Genomic DNA, 18,555 nt, shown 5'->3' on the forward strand with positions numbered 1-18,555 from the left:
TGTCACTCCGCTCCTTGAGCGTTGCTGAACAACGGCAGGATCACCTGCGCGCAAGTGCCGCGACCGAGCCGCGAACGCAGCTGCAATTCTCCTTGATGAGCACGCGCCACCGCCTTGACCACGGTCAGGCCAAGACCAGTGCCGGTGGCCTTGGTAGTAAAAAAGGGTTCGCCCAATCGCGCCAGAACGGCGGCCTCTATACCGCCGCCACTGTCACTGACGCACAGGCGCAGGTTGTTGCCGCGGGTGTAGAGGTGAATCTTGAGGCGCAATTGACTGGCACTGGCCTGAATGGCGTTTTCGATCAGATTGAGGATCGCGCCGACCAGCGTGTCGCGATTGCACAGCAACTCCCCCGAATGACTGTCGCACTGCCAGCGGATCGGCAGATCCTGCACGTGGGTCAGCGCTGCCGCTTGCAACGACTGCATCAATTGACCGGGTGTCACACGGTCGGTCAGCGGCAACTCGCCACGGGCGAAGACCAACATGTCGCGCACCTGATGCTCCAGCTCGTGCAGGCGCTCTTTGAGGCGCCCGGCAAAACGCTGCTGGGTAGCGACCGGCAGCGCTTGCTCGGTCAAATGACTGGCGTACAGCAACGCGGCGGACAATGGCGTACGTATCTGATGAGCCAACGAAGCGACCATGCGCCCCAGCGACGACAGACGCTCATGGCGGGCCAGTTGATCCTGCAGATGGCGGGTTTCAGTCAGGTCGTTGAGCAACACCAACTGGCCGGGCTCGGCGTCCAGCGAGCGCGTGGCGATCGACAGACGCCGACCATCCTTGAGGGAGATTTCATGACCATCGTCTTCGCGAGGTGCAAAACAACGGGCAATGACGTGGCGCCACAATTCACCTTCGAGCGGCAGCCCCAGCAACTCGCACGCCGCTGGATTGGCTTCGCGCACGATGCCCTGGGCATCAATGACGATGACACCGCCGGGTAACAGATCAAGGAGGTTTTGCAGGCGGTTGGCCAGGCGTTCTTTTTCCGCCAGCTCCTGCATGCGCTGGGCGCTGACCACCGCCAGTTCACCCTTGAGCTCGGTCACCCGGGCTTCAAGCATGCTGTAGGAATCGGTCAACTGGCTCGACATCTGATTAAACAGCGTGAATGCCTGTTCAAGGCCAAGCCGGCTCGCCTGCTCTACGGACGACGGTTGCCCCGAAGCATCAGGGACAGGAGACATCTGGGCGGCTTGGGGCATCGTGCTCTCTCGCTTGGCTGACCGTCAGTTAAACGGAACGTTGCGAGGGACGTAGCAATACCCGTGCCTAAAAAAAACTTCTTATAAATGAAGGGATTGAAAAACAGGCGTCAATCATCCGCCTGCTCATCTCCATCTCGACGGCTCATGCCGTACTTACGCATCTTTTCTACCAGCGTGGTACGACGAATACGAAGTCGCTCGGCCGCGCGCGCCACGATGCCATTGGCGTCATCCAGCGCCTGCTGAATAAGCCCTTGCTCCAGACCACCGAGGTAGTCCTTCAGGTCCAGGCCTTCCGGAGGCAACATGGCGTTGGCCGTGAAGTCTTGCGTATGACCGTTGATGGCCACGCGCTCTTCCAGATCGCTGCGCAGGCTGTCGACCATTTGCTCGTCTTCATCGTCGACATAGCGGAATTTCTTCGGCAACTCGACCACGCCGATCACGCCGTACGGGTGCATGATCGCCATGCGCTCCACCAGGTTGGCCAGTTCACGGACGTTGCCCGGCCAGCCATGGCGGCACAGCGACATGATCGCCGCCGAGTTGAAGCGGATTGAACCGCGCTTCTCGTGCTCCATACGCGAGATCAGCTCGTTCATCAGCAGCGGAATGTCTTCGACGCGTTCACGCAGCGGCGCCATTTCGATCGGGAACACATTCAGGCGATAGTACAAGTCTTCGCGGAACGTGCCGATCTCGATCATGCTTTCGAGATTCTTGTGGGTAGCCGCAATGATGCGTACGTCGACGCTTTGGGTCTTGTTGCTGCCCACGCGCTCGAAGGTGCGCTCCTGCAACACGCGCAGCAGCTTGACCTGCATCGGCAGCGGCATGTCGCCGATTTCATCGAGAAACAGGGTGCCGCCGTTGGCCAGTTCGAATCGACCGGCGCGGCTGGTGATCGCCCCGGTGAAGGCACCCTTCTCATGGCCGAACAATTCGCTTTCCAGCAACTCGGCCGGGATCGCCCCGCAGTTGACCGGCACGAACGGCGCTTCGCGGCGCTTGGAGTGGTAATGCAGGTTGCGCGCAACCACTTCCTTGCCAGTGCCGGACTCACCGAGGATCAGCACGCTGGCATCGGTGTCGGCGACTTGCTGCATCATTTGGCGAACGTGTTGAATCGCCCGACTGGTGCCGACAAGACTGCGAAAAAGATTGGGTTCGCGATGACGACCGCGCTCGCGGGCCTGGTCGTACATCTCGCGATAGACCTGGGCACGATGCAGCGAGTCGAGCAATTTGCTGTAGCTGGGCGGCATTTCGAGAGTCGAAAGCACTCGACGACGCTGGTCTTCCGGCAGGTCAATGGAAGAATTATCACCCATTAACAAAACCGGAAGGAACTCATCCCAGGTTGAGAGTGTCTTTAACAAGCCCAAAAGTGCACCAGGAGCATTGACCGTCCCGATGAGGACACAGATTACTTCACGACTTGACGACAAAGAGCCGACAGCCTGCTGCCAGTCATGGCTACCGCAGGGTAAATTTTCTTCGCCGAGAAAATTCAAAATCACCGCCATGTCGCGGCGGCGGACGCTATCGTCATCAATCAGCAGAATTTTGGTTTCACGCCACATGCAATAGCAACTTCCCTAGTCAACTCAATGCCCAAAATGCTGGGGCAAGCTAGACGCTTGCAGACACGTTATGCCTGAAGACGACTGAAATCTGGAACCAGCCACTAGTTAAGTCAAAAAACCGTGCACAGTCAAATTTATGGCGCACATATCTGGATTAACTTGAGGTTAATTATCCAAACAGATGGTAAACCTTTGCCGCGTTCCGCGCTTGCTGGATCTGAGACATTTCATCGACTATCGCCTGCCTCTCCCCCATCGCCACCTCAAGCAGTTGCTTGTAGACATACAGCAACTCCTCAAGGTTGTTGCGCAGTAACTCCTCGTCCAGTGAAGCCTCGCTCAAGACGTCTTCCATGCAGGAACGGCAATCCAGGTCCAATTGACCGATGGCCTCCCAGTTGCGCTCGGCCAGAGCACCGACCAGCGCTTCGCGAGTTTGTTCTATTCGCTGCAATACAAGACTCATGGCGATCTCCTTAGAACTGCGGACCTGGCTCAGCAATGCCGTCCCAGCCTTCTTTCACCGTGCGCAGCAAGCCTGCGACCTCATCGAGAATTTTCGGATCGCTGCTGACGTTCGCCTCGGCCAGGCGTTTCATCATGTAGATGTAAAGACTGTCGAGTTCGCCCACGGTATCGGCGCAGTTTTCAAGATCCAGACCTTCACGCAAGCCACCGATGATGCCAATCGCCTTGCTGATCGACAGGCACTTGCCGGGAATGTCCTTGCGCTCCAGGGCACCTTTGGCCTGGGCGATACGGTCCAGGCCACCTTCCATGAGCATTTGCACCAAACGATGCGGACTCGCCTCGGACGTCTGGGCGTGTGCGCCCACTTTCTGATACTGCCGAAGGGCTAACATTGGATTCATGTTCTACCTCATTACCACAATGACTCGTATGACCAGTGTATCGTCCGCGAACCGAGAAACTTTAGATCAAAAGACAAAAACCCGGCACACGCGAAAATGCGTAGCCGGGTTTTTGTCGTCAGCTCATGACTAGCTGTTGGACTTCTGGGCATTCAGGGAAGTGAAGAACGAGGTAATGCTCGTCGCTGTCGCTTTCATTTGCCCGACCAAAAGGTCCATGGCGTTGTATTTGGCGGTCAACGTCTTGGTCATGTTGGCGACGCGCAAGTCCAGTGCAGACTGCTGATTTGAAAGGTTCTTGCTCACGCTCTGCAGGTTGGTATTGCGCTGATCGAGCAAGCCACCGGTCTGCACATAAGGCTTGATTGCAGTGCCCATGCGCGCCAGCAGGCCGTTGGTCGCGTTGGTTCCGCTGAACAACTGCTGCACTTGGCCACTCATACCGCCGACGGACATCGTCTTGCCGAACGCGACAGTGTCGAACGCCAGATTTCCGGTTTTCTGGTCTGTCATCACACCGATCTGCGACAGCACGGCCAATGCCCCGCCCGCTCCGGGAGCCGTCAGCACGCCGCGAATATCGGAGATCAGTGCGCGCGGCATCGAGTCACCGGTAAACGCCGCCTGAACCGTCAGATTGCCATCGGCGTCCGCTGTCGCCTTGGACAGGGAATTGATGGTGTTCATCAGGGTGTTGTAGGAATCAACGAACGACTGGATCGACGTTTGCAAGCCGGTGGTGTTGGTCGCAACGGTGACGGTCGCCGCCGCCGGTGGCGTACCCGGGCTCACGGATGCCAGGTTCAGGGTCAAGCCACTCACTGCACCGGTCACCGTGTTGCTCTTGCTGGTCACTGCCAGACCATCGATGGTCAGCGACGCATCCACCGCAACACCGTTGACAGCCCCCGAACTGGAAGCCGGAGGGTTAGCGCCCATCGGTTGGGTACCGTCGATTTCAAGGCCGGCGATACCGCTGACCGTAAGATCGGAGCCCGCACCGGTCTTGCTGGAACTGATCACCAGTCGCGACGCACCGCTGCTGTCGGTCACGATGTTGGCAGAAATACCATTACTCGCCTGTGCAGAGTTGATGGCATCCCGGGTGCTCTGCAAGGTCGCATTGGCTGGAATCGTGACATCGTAATCAGTGCCATTCTGACTGATTTTCAAAGTACCACTCGGAATGGCACTGGCGGCACCGCCGGCAAAAGAAGCACTGGCTACTTTCGAGCTGGTGGCCAGGTTGTTCACAACAACGCTATAGGTACCGGCAACTGCGGTATTGTCGGAAGTTACACCCAGAATCGACGGAGTACCCGAAGTGGCGGTGAAACCCGCAAACACTGGATTGGTCTTGCTACCGAGATTGGTCAGCGCCGTCTGAAAGGCCGTCAGTGCGCTTTTCAGGGAACCGACACCGGAAATCTTCAGCGTGTTGGTTTTGGTCTGAGTATCGATCTGCGTCTGCTTCGCCGATTTGTCGGCGTTGACCAGCGCAGTAACGATCGCACCGATATCCAGGCCAGAGCCTAAGCCCGAACCCGGTAAAATTGGACTTGCCATTTTGCGTCTCCCTTCAGGTTGCTGCCACTCTTTTGACCAATACCTGCGCCAAAAAACGTACAAACACTATTCATGCCAGCTATCAGACTTTGGCGTCGAACAAGACGTGGCTCGCATTGCTCAGGCTTTCTGCCAGCTTGAGAGCCTCTGCGGAAGGAATCTGTCGCACGACTTCGCCCGTTTCGCTTGCAATCACCTTGACGACGACCTTTCCGGATTGCTCGTCTATCGAAAACTCCAGATTGCGCTTGATCGACTGTACAAACTTTTCGATCTGCTGCACCGCCTGCTTCAGGTGAGTGTCATCCGCATCCAGCTTCTTGTCCGCCACTGGAGTCACGCTGACGGCTTCAGGCTTTTCCGGTGTTTTATCCGAGACAGTGTTCGCTGGCTGGGGAGCCGGATAAGACACGCCAAGCTTTACGCTCATCTCCATGCCCATCACCTCTTAACGTAAAAAGCGAGAGAGCGTGACCAGCACACTCCCCCGCCTAAACTCATTCCGAAATTACTGAAGCAGCTTCAGTACAGCGGAAGGCAGTTGGTTGGCTTGAGCCAGAACCGAAGTAGAAGCCTGTTGCAGGGTTTGCTGCTTGGTCAGGTTCGCGGTTTCTGCAGCGAAGTCGGTGTCTTGTACGCGGCCTTGTGCAGCAGTGGTGTTTTCCACGATGTTCTGCAGGTTGGAGATGGTGCTGGTCAGACGGTTCTGCGAAGCACCCAGGTTTGCGCGGGTGGCGTTGATTGTTGCCAGAGCAGCGTCGATCGCGGTGATCGCGTTGTCGATGTTGGCAGACAGGGTAGCGGAAGTCGCACCGGTCAGAACAACAGTACCGCTGCCTACGGACAGGGATACGGCGTCGAACTTGGAGCTCAGCACCAGGTCGATGCGGTTGGCCGAGCCAGTGTTGGCGCCGACTTGCAGTTGCATGGTGCCAGCCGTACCGTCCAGCAGGTTTTTGCCGTTCAGGTTGGTGGAAGCAGAGATACGAGTGATCTCGTCAGACATCTGAGCGAATTCGGAGTTGGTAGCGGTCTGGTCAGCAGTGCTGTTGGTACCGTTACGTGCTTTAACAGCCAGTTCACGCATACGCTGCAGAATGTCGGTCGAAGCTTGCAGCGCGCCTTCAGCGGTCTGGGCAACGGAGATACCGTCGTTGGCGTTCTGTACGGCCTGATTGCCACCACGGATCTGTGCAGACATGCGAGTTGCGATCTGCAGGCCAGCGGCGTCGTCTTTGGCGCTGTTGATTTTCAGGCCGGAAGACAGGCGAGCCATCGAAGTCGACAGAGCGTCGGTAGCACGGTTCAGGTTTTTCTGAACGTTCAACGACGTGGTGTTGGTGTTTACTGTTAAAGCCATGACGAATTCCTCGTTGGTTGGGTACTGCGGCTTCCGGCCCTGGCAACCGCCGGGTATGGCCTAGAGAACCTTCGTAATAGTTATCGTCGGGTTGGCAGGTTGCTTGAGGGCTTTTTTGAAAAAAATTGCCATCACCCTGCCACCCCCGAGAAAACAAGGGTTTAGTGCCCCTCAACCGCGAAAAAATGACGCCATAAAACTGTCCAGCCCACAAACGCCCGTGCCAAAGCTGTTGCCGCCCCTCAGGCCGGCATGTTTTCGAGCAATTCGATCAACTCATACTCCATGAAGTCGGCGAGCCCCAGCCAATCCTGGCGCTCCTGACAGGCCAGCATTTGCCTGAGCATCAAGGCCCAGGCCTGCTGAACATCCTGAGGCGCCTGTGCAATCTGCCGTTGCGTCTCATCGAACAGATCAACCATGTTCAAAGCCGCTTCGACATCACGCCCCAGGCGAAACAGTCCTGCGCACTGTCGGCACTCGTCGATGCCTTTCACTCGAGGCTTCATTGCACGAAATCCTGATTGAACTGCGTACCGGCAATCATTGCCCCAGCCCGGCTGCTATTGAAAAAAAGCACCTCGGGATGCCTGGCAATGTAACGCTCCAGCTCACACAGGTAACTGCGGAAATTCAATTGCGTCTTCACCTTCTGCCCATGACCATCGTGCACCCAGTGCCTGGCCTGGTTCACTGGCGGCCCCAGATCACCATCATTCCAACCGGTATGGGTCCTGTTCATTGGAAAGGAAAAATCCGCACCGAAAAGTGTGATGCGCTGCGCGCCCATCTTCACCGCCAGATCGACCGCTGGATGGATCACGCTACCGCTGACGTATAGCTGCGCACGCGGGTGTTGCTCACGCAACGCGGCATAGATCGGACTGGCGGAGTAACCGCCATAACGCTTGCCTTTCCAGCCCTTCAACATGTGCGGATCGCTCAACGGCAAGTACACCAGCGGAATGCCTTCGGAGTCCTCGCCCGGCAAGTGCAGCACGCTGATGCGCTGATCGATGCTCACGACCAGGTCAGGTTTGATTCCGTGCTCGCGAAGGGGTCTGTAGGCGGTATCCACACTGATGAACAGCGGTCGCGGTGTTTGTTTGCGCATAGCTGCCAGACGCTCGAAATTCCCTTCAAGGCTGGGCCCTGTGCCGATCACATAGATTTCACGCTCAGAACAGGTGCCAAACAGCTGTGCCACATCATCATCGGCCAGCAGCACTTCGAGGGTGTCCTGCAAGCGCTGCTGAATGACCGGTGACTGCGGATCGAATTCCCGATTGTTGAAACTCAGGTGCACTTCGCTGACCAGGCGATCACGAATCTTCGCGCTGAAGTCGTCCGCCAGCAGCATTTCGGCCGGCAATGCAAAAAACGGTGTGCAGATGTCCGACATATCGCCGGCATACAGCAGTTGCACGCGCGGATCGCCCAGCCACTGACGCTGATCGATCAGTTGCAACACCAGTGCGAACAGCGCGCCGTTGAGAATGTGGACATAGAGTTTTTCAAGCCCGGCGCGCTCCAGCAAAACCGTTGGCAAATCACCGAAGCCGGTGCCGTAAACGTGCAACTGAGGCTTGTCGAGCGGGAGGCTGGCGGCCTGCAAACGGGCCTCGTGGAGGCGATCATGGCGGCTGGTGAGCTGGATGCCACCCACGCACAACGTCGAGTCCCGCCCCTCGATCAGGTCGACCTCGACGGCCAGGCGATCTTCCGTTTTCAATCGCGCATACAGCGACGGCCAGCGCCGCTGGATAACCTGAGCATTGTCTTCAAAGCATTCGCTCATGCTACCTCGCATTCCTTACAAGCAAAAAAGCGCTCAAGGTTAACCCTTGAACGCTTTTTTGTACCGGCCTTTTTTATTAAAAGACTTTCACTCAAGGACGATAGATGATCGCCGAACCCCATGACAGCCCCACACCGAAACCGCTGAGCGCTACGCGCTTCCATTCGGAATCGAGGATATGTTTTTCCAGCAGCAACGGGATGCTCGACGACACCGTGTTACCGGTCTCGACCATGTCCTTGATGAACTTCTCCGGGCATTCTTCGAAGCGCCGCGCGACCGCATCGACAATCGCCGCGCTGCCCTGGTGAATGCAGAACGCATCGATGTCGTCAGCGCTCAGTTGCGACTCGCCCAGCAACTCATGCAAATGTGCCGGCACCTTGAGCAGTGCGAAGTTGAACACCTGGCGGCCGTTCATGAAGAACACGCCGTCGCTGACTTTCAAATGTGGAGCACCGGAACCGTCGGTGCCGAACTTGGCCTTGCCCAGTGCCCAGACCGGGTTTTCACCCATCCAGGTCGCGGTGGCGGCATCACCGAACAGCATGGTGGTGTTACGGTCTTCCGGGTCGACAATCTTCGAATACGGGTCGGCGGTGATCAGCAGGCCGTTCTTCAGGCCCGCGGCCTCCATGAAGCCCTTGATCGCGTAGATGCCGTAGACGTAACCGGAACAACCCAGGGAAATATCGAACGCGGCGACGTTGGTCGGCAGGCCGAGTTTGTCCTGCACGATGGCCGCCGTATGCGGCAAGCCTTCTTCGTCACCGTTCTGGGTGACGACGATCAACGCATCGATGGATTCACGTTTCAGATCAGGGTTGCTGGCAAACAGCGCATTGGCCGCTTCAACGCACAGATCGGAAGTTTCCTGATCAACGCCTTTGCGCGGCAGGAAGGCCGAACCGATCTTGCCCAGGATGAATTCTTCATCCTTCTCGAATTTTGCACCTTGTGCGTAATTGTCCACGCCGGCTACAGGAACGTAGCTCGCAATGCTTTTTATGCCAATCATTACGGCTTCCCAATAATAAACAGCCCAATACCACCACTCGCAAGGATTCGAGGGGCGCCGACAAACCTGGATTTCCGTCACCCCAAGGCGACGGCCGGGAAGCGTAAAGGGCTATCACTGAACCCGATAAAGGGTCAGGCGCCATCTTCCCGGTCAATACAATACAGTGAAGATGCGCGTTATGACTCGCAGGTCACGCGATTTTGCCGAATCAGCCCGGCAATGGGTCATTCGACCAACGACCAATCCAGCGCTGTTCCACGCTTGATGGCCTGACGGGCACGGCGTCCCAGGAGGCTTTGCGCATGCCTGGGCGCCAGCCCGAGACCCGGACGGATGGCTCTCAGATTGGTCGCATCGAAGGGCTCGCCGGCCGCCATATCCTGGGTGACATATAACGATCGACGGTACACCAGGGATTGGCGCTCAGCCTCGGTGACGCCGTAATGTACCTGTCCCATGGCTTGCCAGGCGCGCTCGGTTTCAATCACCAGGCTGGCCAATTCAGAGGGTTCCAGGGAGAAACTGGCGTCGACGCCACCGGCCGCACGCTCGAGGGTGAAGTGCTTTTCCACCACCGTTGCGCCCAATGCCACCGCCGCCACGGCCACACCGACGCCCATGGAGTGATCGGACAGCCCCACCTGGCAATCGAATAACTCGCGCAAATGCGGGATCGTGCGCACGTTGCTGTTCGCGGGTGATGCCGGATAGGTGCTGGTGCATTTGAGCAGCACCAGATCCTTGCACCCGGCCTCGCGGGCGGCGCGCACGGTTTCATCGAGTTCGGCGATGCTGGCCATGCCGGTGGAAATGATCAGCGGCTTGCCCGTTGCGGCTACCCGGCGTATCAGCGGCAGGTCGGTGTTTTCGAAACTGGCGATCTTGTAGGCCGGCACGTCGAGGCTTTCGAGAAAGTCCACGGCGCTGTCATCGAATGGCGTGGAGAACGCCAGCAGGCCCAGTTCTCTGGCGCGAGCGAAAATCGGCGCGTGCCACTCCCACGGCGTGTGTGCCTTTTCATACAGCGCGTACAACGAAGTACCGGCCCACAGGCTGTTCGGATCCTTGATAAAAAACTCGCCCTCGGCCAGGTCCAGGGTCATGGTGTCGGCGGTGTAGGTCTGCAACTTCAACGCATGGGCACCGGCCTTGGCCGCGGCCTCGACGATTTGCAGCGCCATGTCCAGCGACTGGTTATGGTTGCCGCTCATCTCGGCAATGATGAATGGCGGCGCATCGGCACCGATCAGGCGCTCGCCAATCTTGAAGCTAGTCATCTGCGTGATCCTTCAATACGCGCGTGAACGCGCAGGCACTCTGGGTAAAACCGGCTTCGCGAAAGGCGTTCAGCGACGGCTGGTTAGCGGGCAAGACCTGGGCGGTGAGCGACTCCAGTTCCGGCCAGTGGGCCTTCACAACAGTTTCTCCACGGGCCAACAGCGCCCTGCCCCAGCCCAGGCCGAACCGGCCCTCGAACAGATAAATCGACACTTCGGCGCTAAAGCCACGCATGTCATAACGCAGCACACCGACCGGACCGTCATCGGCCTCGGCGATCAATAACAGCCGCCGGGGATTGCTCAGGCTCGCGGCCAGCCAGTTTTGATGCGCGGACCATTCGATCACGCCGGTCTCAAGCGACCAGCGGCGCACGGCCTCGGTGTTGCGCCCGTCGAACAACAGCTGCGCATCACCCAGGGTCGCCGGGCGCATCCTCAGCACCGCACCGGCCAGCACAGCCGCAACCCGCTGCGCGCCCCGGCCATCGACAAGTTGTCGCGACTGCTGTGCCAGGCTCTGGCGCAAACCCTGGTTACCCGCGACAAAGCCGATGGCCAGGCGCAGTTGCTCGACACTGACGTGCTCGCGAGCCCCCATGAACACATGGGCACCCGCAGCCGCCATTACCTCGCCGTTGGCTTGCTGGTTGTTCGAGACGGCAATGCAAATCGTCGGCAGCCCCATGGCCGCCCGCTCCCAACTGGTACCGCCACCCGCCCCGACAAACAGGTCGGCTTCGGTCATCAATCGATAAAAGTCGCTGACAAAACTGTGCAGGCGCCAATGCGGGCGACTTGCTGCCAACGCCTGCATCTGCGTCCAGGCCGGATTATCCGCACCGGCAACAAAATCGACTTCCAGTTCAGGAAAATCCGCCAGCGCCAGCATCGCGTGGTGGGTCTGCATGGCCGCGTCGAAACCACCAAAATTCACCAGTACACGCCGGGCCTGAGGCTTGATTTCGATGGCCGGGCAACGGAACTCGTCGCGCAACATGGCAAACCGCGGACCGAACAAAGTCCGGCAGCCTGGTGCCAGCAACGAGGCATAAGCCTCTGGCGTACCCGAGAGATTCTGGTTCAGCAGCAAATCGGCACTGTAGGTCCGCGTGGCGAGGTCATCCACAGCTGCGATCCGTGGCGCCCAGCGCCGGGCGGCCGTCTGCCAGTGATGATCGAGGCCGTAGTGGTCGACAATGATCCAGTCAAACGCCGGCTGGTGTTCCAGCAACGGCCCGAGCGCGGCGATGTCCGCCTGCCATGGCAACATGGATTCGATGGCCTGCTGCGGATCTTCATCGCTGTAGCGCTCGGGCAGCGCGAAGGTTTCGAAACCTTCGGCCCGCAGTGCCTCCAGTCGATGCCCCGGCAACAGGCGACAGGCGAAAGCCACATGACTGCCCTGCCTGCGCAACACGCGGGCCAGGCACAGGCAGCGCGCGATGTGACCACTGCCGATGGTCGGCGAGGCATCGGAGCGAATCAGTACTCTCATTGCAGCTCACCCCCGGCCTTGAGCGCGGCATACAGGTATTCCGCGCGTTTCCAGTCCTGCGGCGTGTCGATGTCCTGCACCAGATGCCGCGGCAGGATGACCGGCAGGCTGTACGGTGAATACAACACCTCGCCCCGCAGCCAGGCATCGCTGCGGCCCCAGTAGAACTGTCCGGCATCCTGATAGGCGATCGATAAGTCCTGGGAGCGGGTATCACGATACTGCGGATACAGTGCCGTCAATGCACCCTGATCATCAAGGGTCAGGGCTCGCTGAACCGGAAAACCGAAGTCGCACACCGAAAATGCGAAAGACTTGTCGGGATGCCGCTCCAGCAGGCTCAGCCCCTGGGCAAGAAATCGCGATTGCAACAGCGGCGCGGTCGCGTAAATGCAACAGGCGCGATCAAACTGGTCGCCCTGTTCGCGCAATGCTTGCAGGGCATGGGCGATCACCGCTGCGGTGCCCGTGAAGTCGTCAGCCAGTGCCGCCGGGCGCATGAAGGGCACCTGGGCACCACAATCGCGCGCCAGTCCGGCGATCTCCTCGTCGTCGGTGCTGACCACCACCCGGGAAAACAATCCGGATTCGAGAGCGACCTGAATCGAACGGGCAATCATCGGCACGCCGGCGAACGACTTGAGGTTCTTGCGGGGTATGCGCTTGCTGCCTCCGCGGGCCGGTATGATGGCGACGTTGTTCAATGGCGTTTTTCCAGGACAAACCAGGTGATGTCATCCACCGGGAATTGCGGATCGCGGTGGTAGCCAAAACCGTAGTCGACCAATTGCAGGTCGTCATAACGATCGAGCATTTCGCCAGCAAAATCGCGCTTGAACAATTTGCCGCTGTTGCCGCGATATGGAACCTCGACCGGTGCCGGATTGTAGTACTCGGCGATCAGTATGTAGCGCTGGCTCAACTCATACAGTTGCGCGTACGCGGCCGGCAGCAACTCCGGCGCCAGGTGAATCAGCACGCCTTTGCTCAGGGTCAGGTCGAAGGTGCGCTCGCGAGGAAAATCGAACAGCGAACCGTGCCAGATCTGCGCAATACCCAACGCCTGGGCAGCGGCACAAGCACTGGCATTGATCTCCACACCGAACAACTCGCAACGGGGCAACAGCTGACGCAGTGCCTGCAGGTTGTTGCCGGCATTGGTGCCCAGTTCCACCAGGCTGTCGATGCACCCGACCCGTGTCAGTGCCTTGGCAAACAGCGCCAGGTTTGCCGCTACCAGCGGCTGCCCGATATTGCGGTCAACGTACTGGTTGCCGAATTCGCCCTGCCAGAATGTTTCCTGCTCGGTCAGTTCACGCATCACACATTTCCCACCCGGCGCAATGGCTGGATTATTTCGATCAGTTGCCGCATTTGCTCGACCACATAGTCCTGTTGTTCATCACTGAGCAACGGATACAGGGGCAGGCTGATGGCTTCGGCGTAGTAACGCTCGGCCTGCGGAAAATCACCCTCGGCAAACCCGAGATCACGATAATAAGGCTGCAAATGCACGGGAATGTAGTGCAGGTTTGCACCGACCCCGGCAGCTCGCAATCCCTCGAACACCTCACGGTGAGTGAGATTGATCTGATCGAGTTGCAGCCGCACCACATACAGATGCCATGACGACTCGGCCTCAAATTGTGCACTGGGCAGGGTCAGCGGCAAATACGCCAGCAAGCGGTCATAACGAGCCGCCAGTTCACGCCGACGCTCGATAAACTCATCCAGTTTGTTCAACTGCGACAAACCAAGGGCCGCTTGCAGGTCGGTAATGCGGTAATTGAAACCCAGCTCCACCTGCTCGTAATACCAGGGGCCGTGGCTGAGTCCGGTCATCTGCTGCGGATCCCGGGTCATGCCGTGGCTGCGCAAGCGTTGCAAACGCTCGGCAAGTTCCGGGCTGTTGGTCATCACCATGCCACCTTCGGCACTGGTGATGATCTTCACCGGATGAAAACTGAACACGGTCATCGCGGCAAACTCGCCGCAACCCACCGGGCGCCCGGCGTAGGACGCACCAGCAGCATGGGCCGCATCTTCGATCACCGTAACGCCATATCGCCTGGCCAGTGCGGCAATCCTGCGCATGTCGCAGCTCTGCCCCGAGAACGCCACGGCCACGAGCACTTTTGGCAGCCTGCCTTCACGCTCGGCCCGTTCCAGCTTGACAGCCAGCGCAGCGGCATCGAGGTTCCAGGTCAGCGGGTCGATATCGACAAAATCCACCTCGGCACCGCAGTAGCGACCACAGTTTGCCGAGGCGAGAAAGGTGTTCGGTGTCGTCCATAGCCAATCGCCGGGACCGAGCCCCGCCGCCAGGCAAGCGATGTGCAGGGCCGCCGTGGCATTGCACACCGCCACGGCAAAACCGGCCTCGCAGCGTTCGGCCATCGCGCGCTCGAAGCGTTCGATGGTCGGCCCCTGGGTCAGCCAGTCCGACTTCAATATCCCGACAACGGCGTCGATATCCGCCTGATCGAGGCTTTGCCGAGCGTAAGGAATCATGCTGGCAACCAGGCATGGGCGAGCGTGTCCCGCCTACGACGGACGAAATGACGCCCGAACGAACCGGTGCCGCCTGAGTTGAAAATCGATTTTCCGTTGAGCATGCCTTGAATCCTTATACCTGTTCGCCGGGCCTAGCCGAGCAACTGCGCCCAGTTCACCGAAGCACTTTCGCCCAGGGCAAAGCCTTTGCCGCTCAAGGCCAGATTGGCGTTATAGGCCTGATCTTGCGCAAAGGCTGGCGCCCACTTGTCACGCAGCGCATCGAGGACCTGGGGCGCCTGCGGCACTTCACCCGAATGAATGACCTGTACCAGCGGCGTCCACACGGTGAGGTATCCGGCCTGACCGACCCGCAGACACAGGTCGACGTCGCTCAAGCCGTCGGCGAAGGTCACGCTGTCCAGACCGTCCAGCTCGTCGAACAACGCTTTACGCACCATCAGGCACACCTTCGACACCGCCGAGTAGTTCTGCTCCAGCGCCAACCGGTGCAGGTAACCTTCGGTGTCGTGTTTTTCCCCGACAAAGGCTGAGCCCACACCACCGTTCATGCCGAGAATCAGGCCGGCCTGGGTGACCTTGCCGTCGCGGTCGATCAACTTGGGACCGACCACCCCGACTTCCGGACGCTGGGCGTGATTGAGCAGCGACTCCAGCCAGTTCGGGTTGACCACTTCACTGTCGGCAGCCAACAGCACCAGGTACTCGCCCTGCGCCTGCTGGCTGGCCGCGTTGTACAGCGCCGCCGGGTTCATAAGCTGATCGGCGCGCAGAACGGTGACTTTCGGATGCTGATAAGTGCCGAGCCAATCGTTGACCTCGGCCGACTGATGCTGATTGACCGCAATCAGGACTTCGTACTGGATGTAGCGGGTTCGCAGCAACACAGCTTGCAGGCACTGTTGCAATGCCGCCAGGTCATCCCCAGCCGGCAGGATGATCGACACCAGCGGGCGTTCGCTGTGGCGATAGTCGATCTGATAAGTGCCTGGCACCGTCGAAGTGATCTTGGCCTTGTAGCCACGATTGCCCAGGTGGCGCAACAACGCCAGGCGCTCATCGGCGTTTTCTTCCAGTGCCGGCGCCCGGGCGATCAGCAGCGGTTCATCCAGGTGGGCCAACCCGCTGAGGCCACCCTGCTCGATGATGCGCAACAGCAAGTCGAATTCCAGGGCTTTGCTGAAATCGGGCTGGTAGCCGCCGACTTCAATGAACACCTCTCGGCGGATCAACCAGTGACGCGCCATCAAGGCCGGCAGGCTTTGCAGCAAATCAAGATTGAAGCCTGGGCGGAACACGTCCACCAGTGCGCCTTCCGGGGTGCGCTGGATTTCGTCGGTGGCGACGGCGCGGCACTCTGCTGCAGACAGCAGCTCCAGGCTGGCACGCAACAGGCCACCGGCGGTGAATTCGTCGCCGGCTTCAGCCAGCAGCAACCAATCGGCAGTCGACTGACGAGCACTCTGGTTCAGTTTGTCGACGTAGTTGCTTTGCGTGACCCGGACAAAGTGCAGGGTATTCTGCGCCGTCGTCGCCGCCGGTGCTTCACCGGTGGTGAAGACCACAATCCTGAACGCCTTGCTGTGACCTTCAAGCAGGCTGTCGAGGGAGACTTGCAGCTTGTCGATATCGTTGTCCAGGTCCAGCAGGAAGATCCCGAACTGCGGACCACCGTCGTTGGCCGCCAGGTGTTGGGCGATCGACTCAGCCTCATGCGCATCGGGCTGACGCGGTGCAAGCCACTTGAGCAAGCGACCGGACAGCATCTTGTCGAACATCGCACGATTACCCTCGACTGACACCGCCTCAAGACGCACAGCCCAATCGCGCAGGGTCTGCGCCTCTTCGTCTTCGCCCAGCAGTTCCAGCTGAGCCACCAGACGCTTGACCACCGCGCGGTTGAAGACGTTGCTGTCGTGGGCTTGCCACAAACGGTCGACCACACTTTCCGGCGTGTCATTGTTACGCGCCAGCATCAGGCTTTGCTGACGGGTCCAGATGCCCTCCAGGCCTGCCAGTTGAACGCGTCCGGCCGGCATGGCGTGCAACAGGAATTCGAACTGGGTCAACTGATCGAAAAACACCTGGTTGTAGAACGGCATTTCGACGTATTGCTTGGGGCCGAAACGGCGCACAGGGCCTTTTTCGACATCGGTCCAGGCGGACTCGATAATCAGCTCGGTCGTCAGTGCGCGACCGGTGCGCAAGCTATCGGCCAAGGCTTCAAAGCTTTGCAGTGCGAACTGCTGGCCTTGCTCCGGGTCGTCGCTTTGAACTTGAGTCGGCAGCCCGAAGAGGAAAGCGGCAAAGGCCTCGCGCTCGGCGACCGACTTGGCGTCCGTATGAGCCAGCGTGTGAAAGATCTCGGTGTTGTGGTCCGAATACCCGTAGTTCATCTCACGCACGACATACGGGATCGGCAGAATCCGCGCCTTGCCCCGTGCCAGCATGTAATACGTGTGACCGATTTCCTGCCATTGAAAGGACGTATCGTGAGGCATGACCTGATACCAGTCACGTACCAGGTCTGTGCGCTGTACGGCATAGAAAGGCGGGAGGTACTGGTGCATGTAATCCAGCACGCGCTCCTCGGCATGCTCGGACGAATAGTCTTCGCAGACCTTCTTGTCACGCCGAAAGTAGCTGACGCTGTTGGGTTGCGACAGGTACATCATGCTGTAACCGTGGCACAGGCCGTAGTCGGGGTTGGCATCCATGAATGCCACCGCTTCGCGCAGAGCGTCATGCACATGGAAGTCATCGTCGGCGGCGAACACCATGAACGGCGTGGTCACTTGTTCCACGCCAAAGGCCAGCTTGGCGCGAACTCCCCAGTAGCCGAACTGCGGGACATGCTGGTAATCCACATTTTCAAACTGCCCGGCCAGGCCTGGCTGACCTTCGGCCGAAGAGTCCAGCACCAGAATCCTGCAAGGCAAGTCGCTGTAGAAACGTGCCGCCCTGCGCAAAAATGCCGGCCGCTCGTGAGACATCAGCACCACGGTCAACTGTTCGTTGAGTGCCAACCCGTGTTCAGAATTATTCTTGCCTTGCATACATTTCCCCACAACGGCGAATCGCCGAAAAACCCAACGATGTCTTGTCGATTACCGCACGCGACGCAGATAGCCATCCGGTGCGACGGTGATCAGCAACTTGCTGTGAATGGCCTGGTCGATTTCAAAATCACGGTTTTCTTCCAGGTAAGCCCATACCGCGGTTTTCGGGTTGTCGCCCTTGCCCCACGGGCGATCCGGGAAGGCGTCTTCCGGCATGTCTTCAACCACGGTGTCCATCACCACGCAGTAGCTGCCCACCGAGGTCATCGGCGCATAGGCCCGCAGTTCTTCCAGTACGTGCTCATGGGTGTGGTTGGAGTCCAGAACCACCAGCACTCTCTTGCCTTCGACACGCTGGCGAACCTGATCGACGATTGCCGGATCGATACTCGATCCCTGGAGCATCCGGATCCGCTTGCTCATCGGGTGTGCTTCGATCGCCTCTCGGTTGTGCTGGCGGATGTCGATGTCGACACCCAGCACTTCGCCATGGCCGATCAGTTCCAGCATCGAGGCATAAAACACCAGCGAGCCGCCGTGGGCGATCCCGGTCTCGACAATGATGTCCGGGCGCAGTGACCAGATGATCTCCTGCATGGCAACCATGTCCTGGGGGAACTGAATGATCGGGCGGCCCATCCAGCTGAAGTTGTAGGTGTACTTATGCCTGGCGGTCGTGCCAACCCAGTCCAGCGACGTGGCTTGCAACGCTTTGTCTTGCTGCAGGCCTTCGATGTTCTCTTTTACTTCTTCACGAAACTGCTCATGAGGATTCATACAGACTCTC

17 protein-coding genes are annotated in these 18,555 nt (G+C 58.9%); all 17 read right to left on the bottom strand.

Annotated features, from left to right (window positions below):
* Positions 1-2 precede the first annotated feature (2 nt).
* The 17 genes from ABIA48_RS06880 to ABIA48_RS06960 all read right to left on the bottom strand — a co-directional run bounded on the left by ABIA48_RS06880 (position 3) and on the right by ABIA48_RS06960 (position 18,545).
* Positions 3-1,196: a sensor histidine kinase gene (locus ABIA48_RS06880; RefSeq protein ID WP_429492806.1), complete on the bottom strand. Its 1,194-nt coding sequence runs from the start codon at positions 1,194-1,196 to the stop codon at positions 3-5.
* A 128-nt stretch (positions 1,197-1,324) separates the two neighbouring features.
* Positions 1,325-2,800, bottom strand: a complete 1,476-nt coding sequence (locus ABIA48_RS06885) for a sigma-54 dependent transcriptional regulator (protein ID WP_429487492.1) — start codon at positions 2,798-2,800, stop codon at positions 1,325-1,327.
* A 172-nt stretch (positions 2,801-2,972) separates the two neighbouring features.
* Entirely contained in the window at positions 2,973-3,269 is a 297-nt protein-coding gene (locus ABIA48_RS06890) for a hypothetical protein (protein WP_007983402.1), read from the bottom strand.
* A gap of 10 nt (positions 3,270-3,279) precedes the next feature.
* The gene (gene fliS / locus ABIA48_RS06895; protein WP_007983404.1) at positions 3,280-3,675 is read right to left on the bottom strand and encodes a flagellar export chaperone FliS; all 396 of its coding nucleotides are present in this window, start codon (positions 3,673-3,675) and stop codon (positions 3,280-3,282) included.
* Positions 3,676-3,804: 129 nt separating this feature from the next.
* Positions 3,805-5,241, bottom strand: coding sequence for a flagellar filament capping protein FliD (gene fliD, locus ABIA48_RS06900; RefSeq protein WP_429487493.1), 1,437 nt, complete (start codon positions 5,239-5,241; stop codon positions 3,805-3,807).
* A gap of 82 nt (positions 5,242-5,323) precedes the next feature.
* Positions 5,324-5,677: a flagellar protein FlaG gene (locus ABIA48_RS06905; protein WP_429487494.1), complete on the bottom strand. Its 354-nt coding sequence runs from the start codon at positions 5,675-5,677 to the stop codon at positions 5,324-5,326.
* A 72-nt stretch (positions 5,678-5,749) separates the two neighbouring features.
* Entirely contained in the window at positions 5,750-6,601 is an 852-nt protein-coding gene (locus tag ABIA48_RS06910) for a flagellin domain-containing protein (RefSeq protein ID WP_007983410.1), read from the bottom strand.
* A 242-nt stretch (positions 6,602-6,843) separates the two neighbouring features.
* Positions 6,844-7,110: a hypothetical protein gene (locus ABIA48_RS06915; RefSeq protein WP_429487495.1), complete on the bottom strand. Its 267-nt coding sequence runs from the start codon at positions 7,108-7,110 to the stop codon at positions 6,844-6,846.
* Entirely contained in the window at positions 7,107-8,399 is a 1,293-nt protein-coding gene (locus ABIA48_RS06920; protein ID WP_310063768.1) for a motility associated factor glycosyltransferase family protein, read from the bottom strand. The genes ABIA48_RS06915 and ABIA48_RS06920 overlap by 4 nt, the downstream gene beginning before the upstream one ends.
* 91 nt (positions 8,400-8,490) lie before the next feature.
* Positions 8,491-9,417 (bottom strand): ketoacyl-ACP synthase III, encoded by a 927-nt coding sequence (locus tag ABIA48_RS06925; protein WP_429487496.1) that lies wholly within the window; start codon positions 9,415-9,417, stop codon positions 8,491-8,493.
* Positions 9,418-9,644: 227 nt separating this feature from the next.
* Positions 9,645-10,697, bottom strand: a complete 1,053-nt coding sequence (gene pseI, locus ABIA48_RS06930) for a pseudaminic acid synthase (RefSeq protein WP_429487497.1) — start codon at positions 10,695-10,697, stop codon at positions 9,645-9,647.
* Entirely contained in the window at positions 10,690-12,195 is a 1,506-nt protein-coding gene (gene pseG / locus ABIA48_RS06935; protein WP_429487498.1) for a UDP-2,4-diacetamido-2,4,6-trideoxy-beta-L-altropyranose hydrolase, read from the bottom strand. Before pseG ends, pseI begins: the two co-directional genes overlap by 8 nt.
* Positions 12,192-12,899 (bottom strand): pseudaminic acid cytidylyltransferase, encoded by a 708-nt coding sequence (gene pseF / locus ABIA48_RS06940; protein ID WP_204932430.1) that lies wholly within the window; start codon positions 12,897-12,899, stop codon positions 12,192-12,194. Before pseF ends, pseG begins: the two co-directional genes overlap by 4 nt.
* Positions 12,896-13,516: a pseudaminic acid biosynthesis-associated methylase gene (locus ABIA48_RS06945; RefSeq protein ID WP_429487499.1), complete on the bottom strand. Its 621-nt coding sequence runs from the start codon at positions 13,514-13,516 to the stop codon at positions 12,896-12,898. The genes pseF and ABIA48_RS06945 overlap by 4 nt, the downstream gene beginning before the upstream one ends.
* Entirely contained in the window at positions 13,516-14,706 is a 1,191-nt protein-coding gene (pseC, locus tag ABIA48_RS06950) for a UDP-4-amino-4,6-dideoxy-N-acetyl-beta-L-altrosamine transaminase (protein ID WP_429487500.1), read from the bottom strand. The genes ABIA48_RS06945 and pseC overlap by 1 nt, the downstream gene beginning before the upstream one ends.
* A gap of 134 nt (positions 14,707-14,840) precedes the next feature.
* A complete protein-coding gene (locus ABIA48_RS06955) occupies positions 14,841-17,765 on the bottom strand; it encodes a glycosyltransferase family 2 protein (protein WP_429487501.1) in 2,925 nt (974 codons plus the stop codon).
* A gap of 51 nt (positions 17,766-17,816) precedes the next feature.
* Positions 17,817-18,545 carry a cephalosporin hydroxylase family protein gene (locus ABIA48_RS06960; RefSeq protein ID WP_429487502.1) on the bottom strand — a complete coding sequence of 243 codons (729 nt, stop codon included), beginning with the start codon at positions 18,543-18,545 and terminating at the stop codon, positions 17,817-17,819.
* Between the last annotated feature and the right edge of the window lie 10 nt (positions 18,546-18,555).

It is taken from the genome of Pseudomonas sp. S30_BP2TU TE3576 (genome assembly GCF_050436025.1).
Classification (GTDB): domain Bacteria; phylum Pseudomonadota; class Gammaproteobacteria; order Pseudomonadales; family Pseudomonadaceae; genus Aquipseudomonas.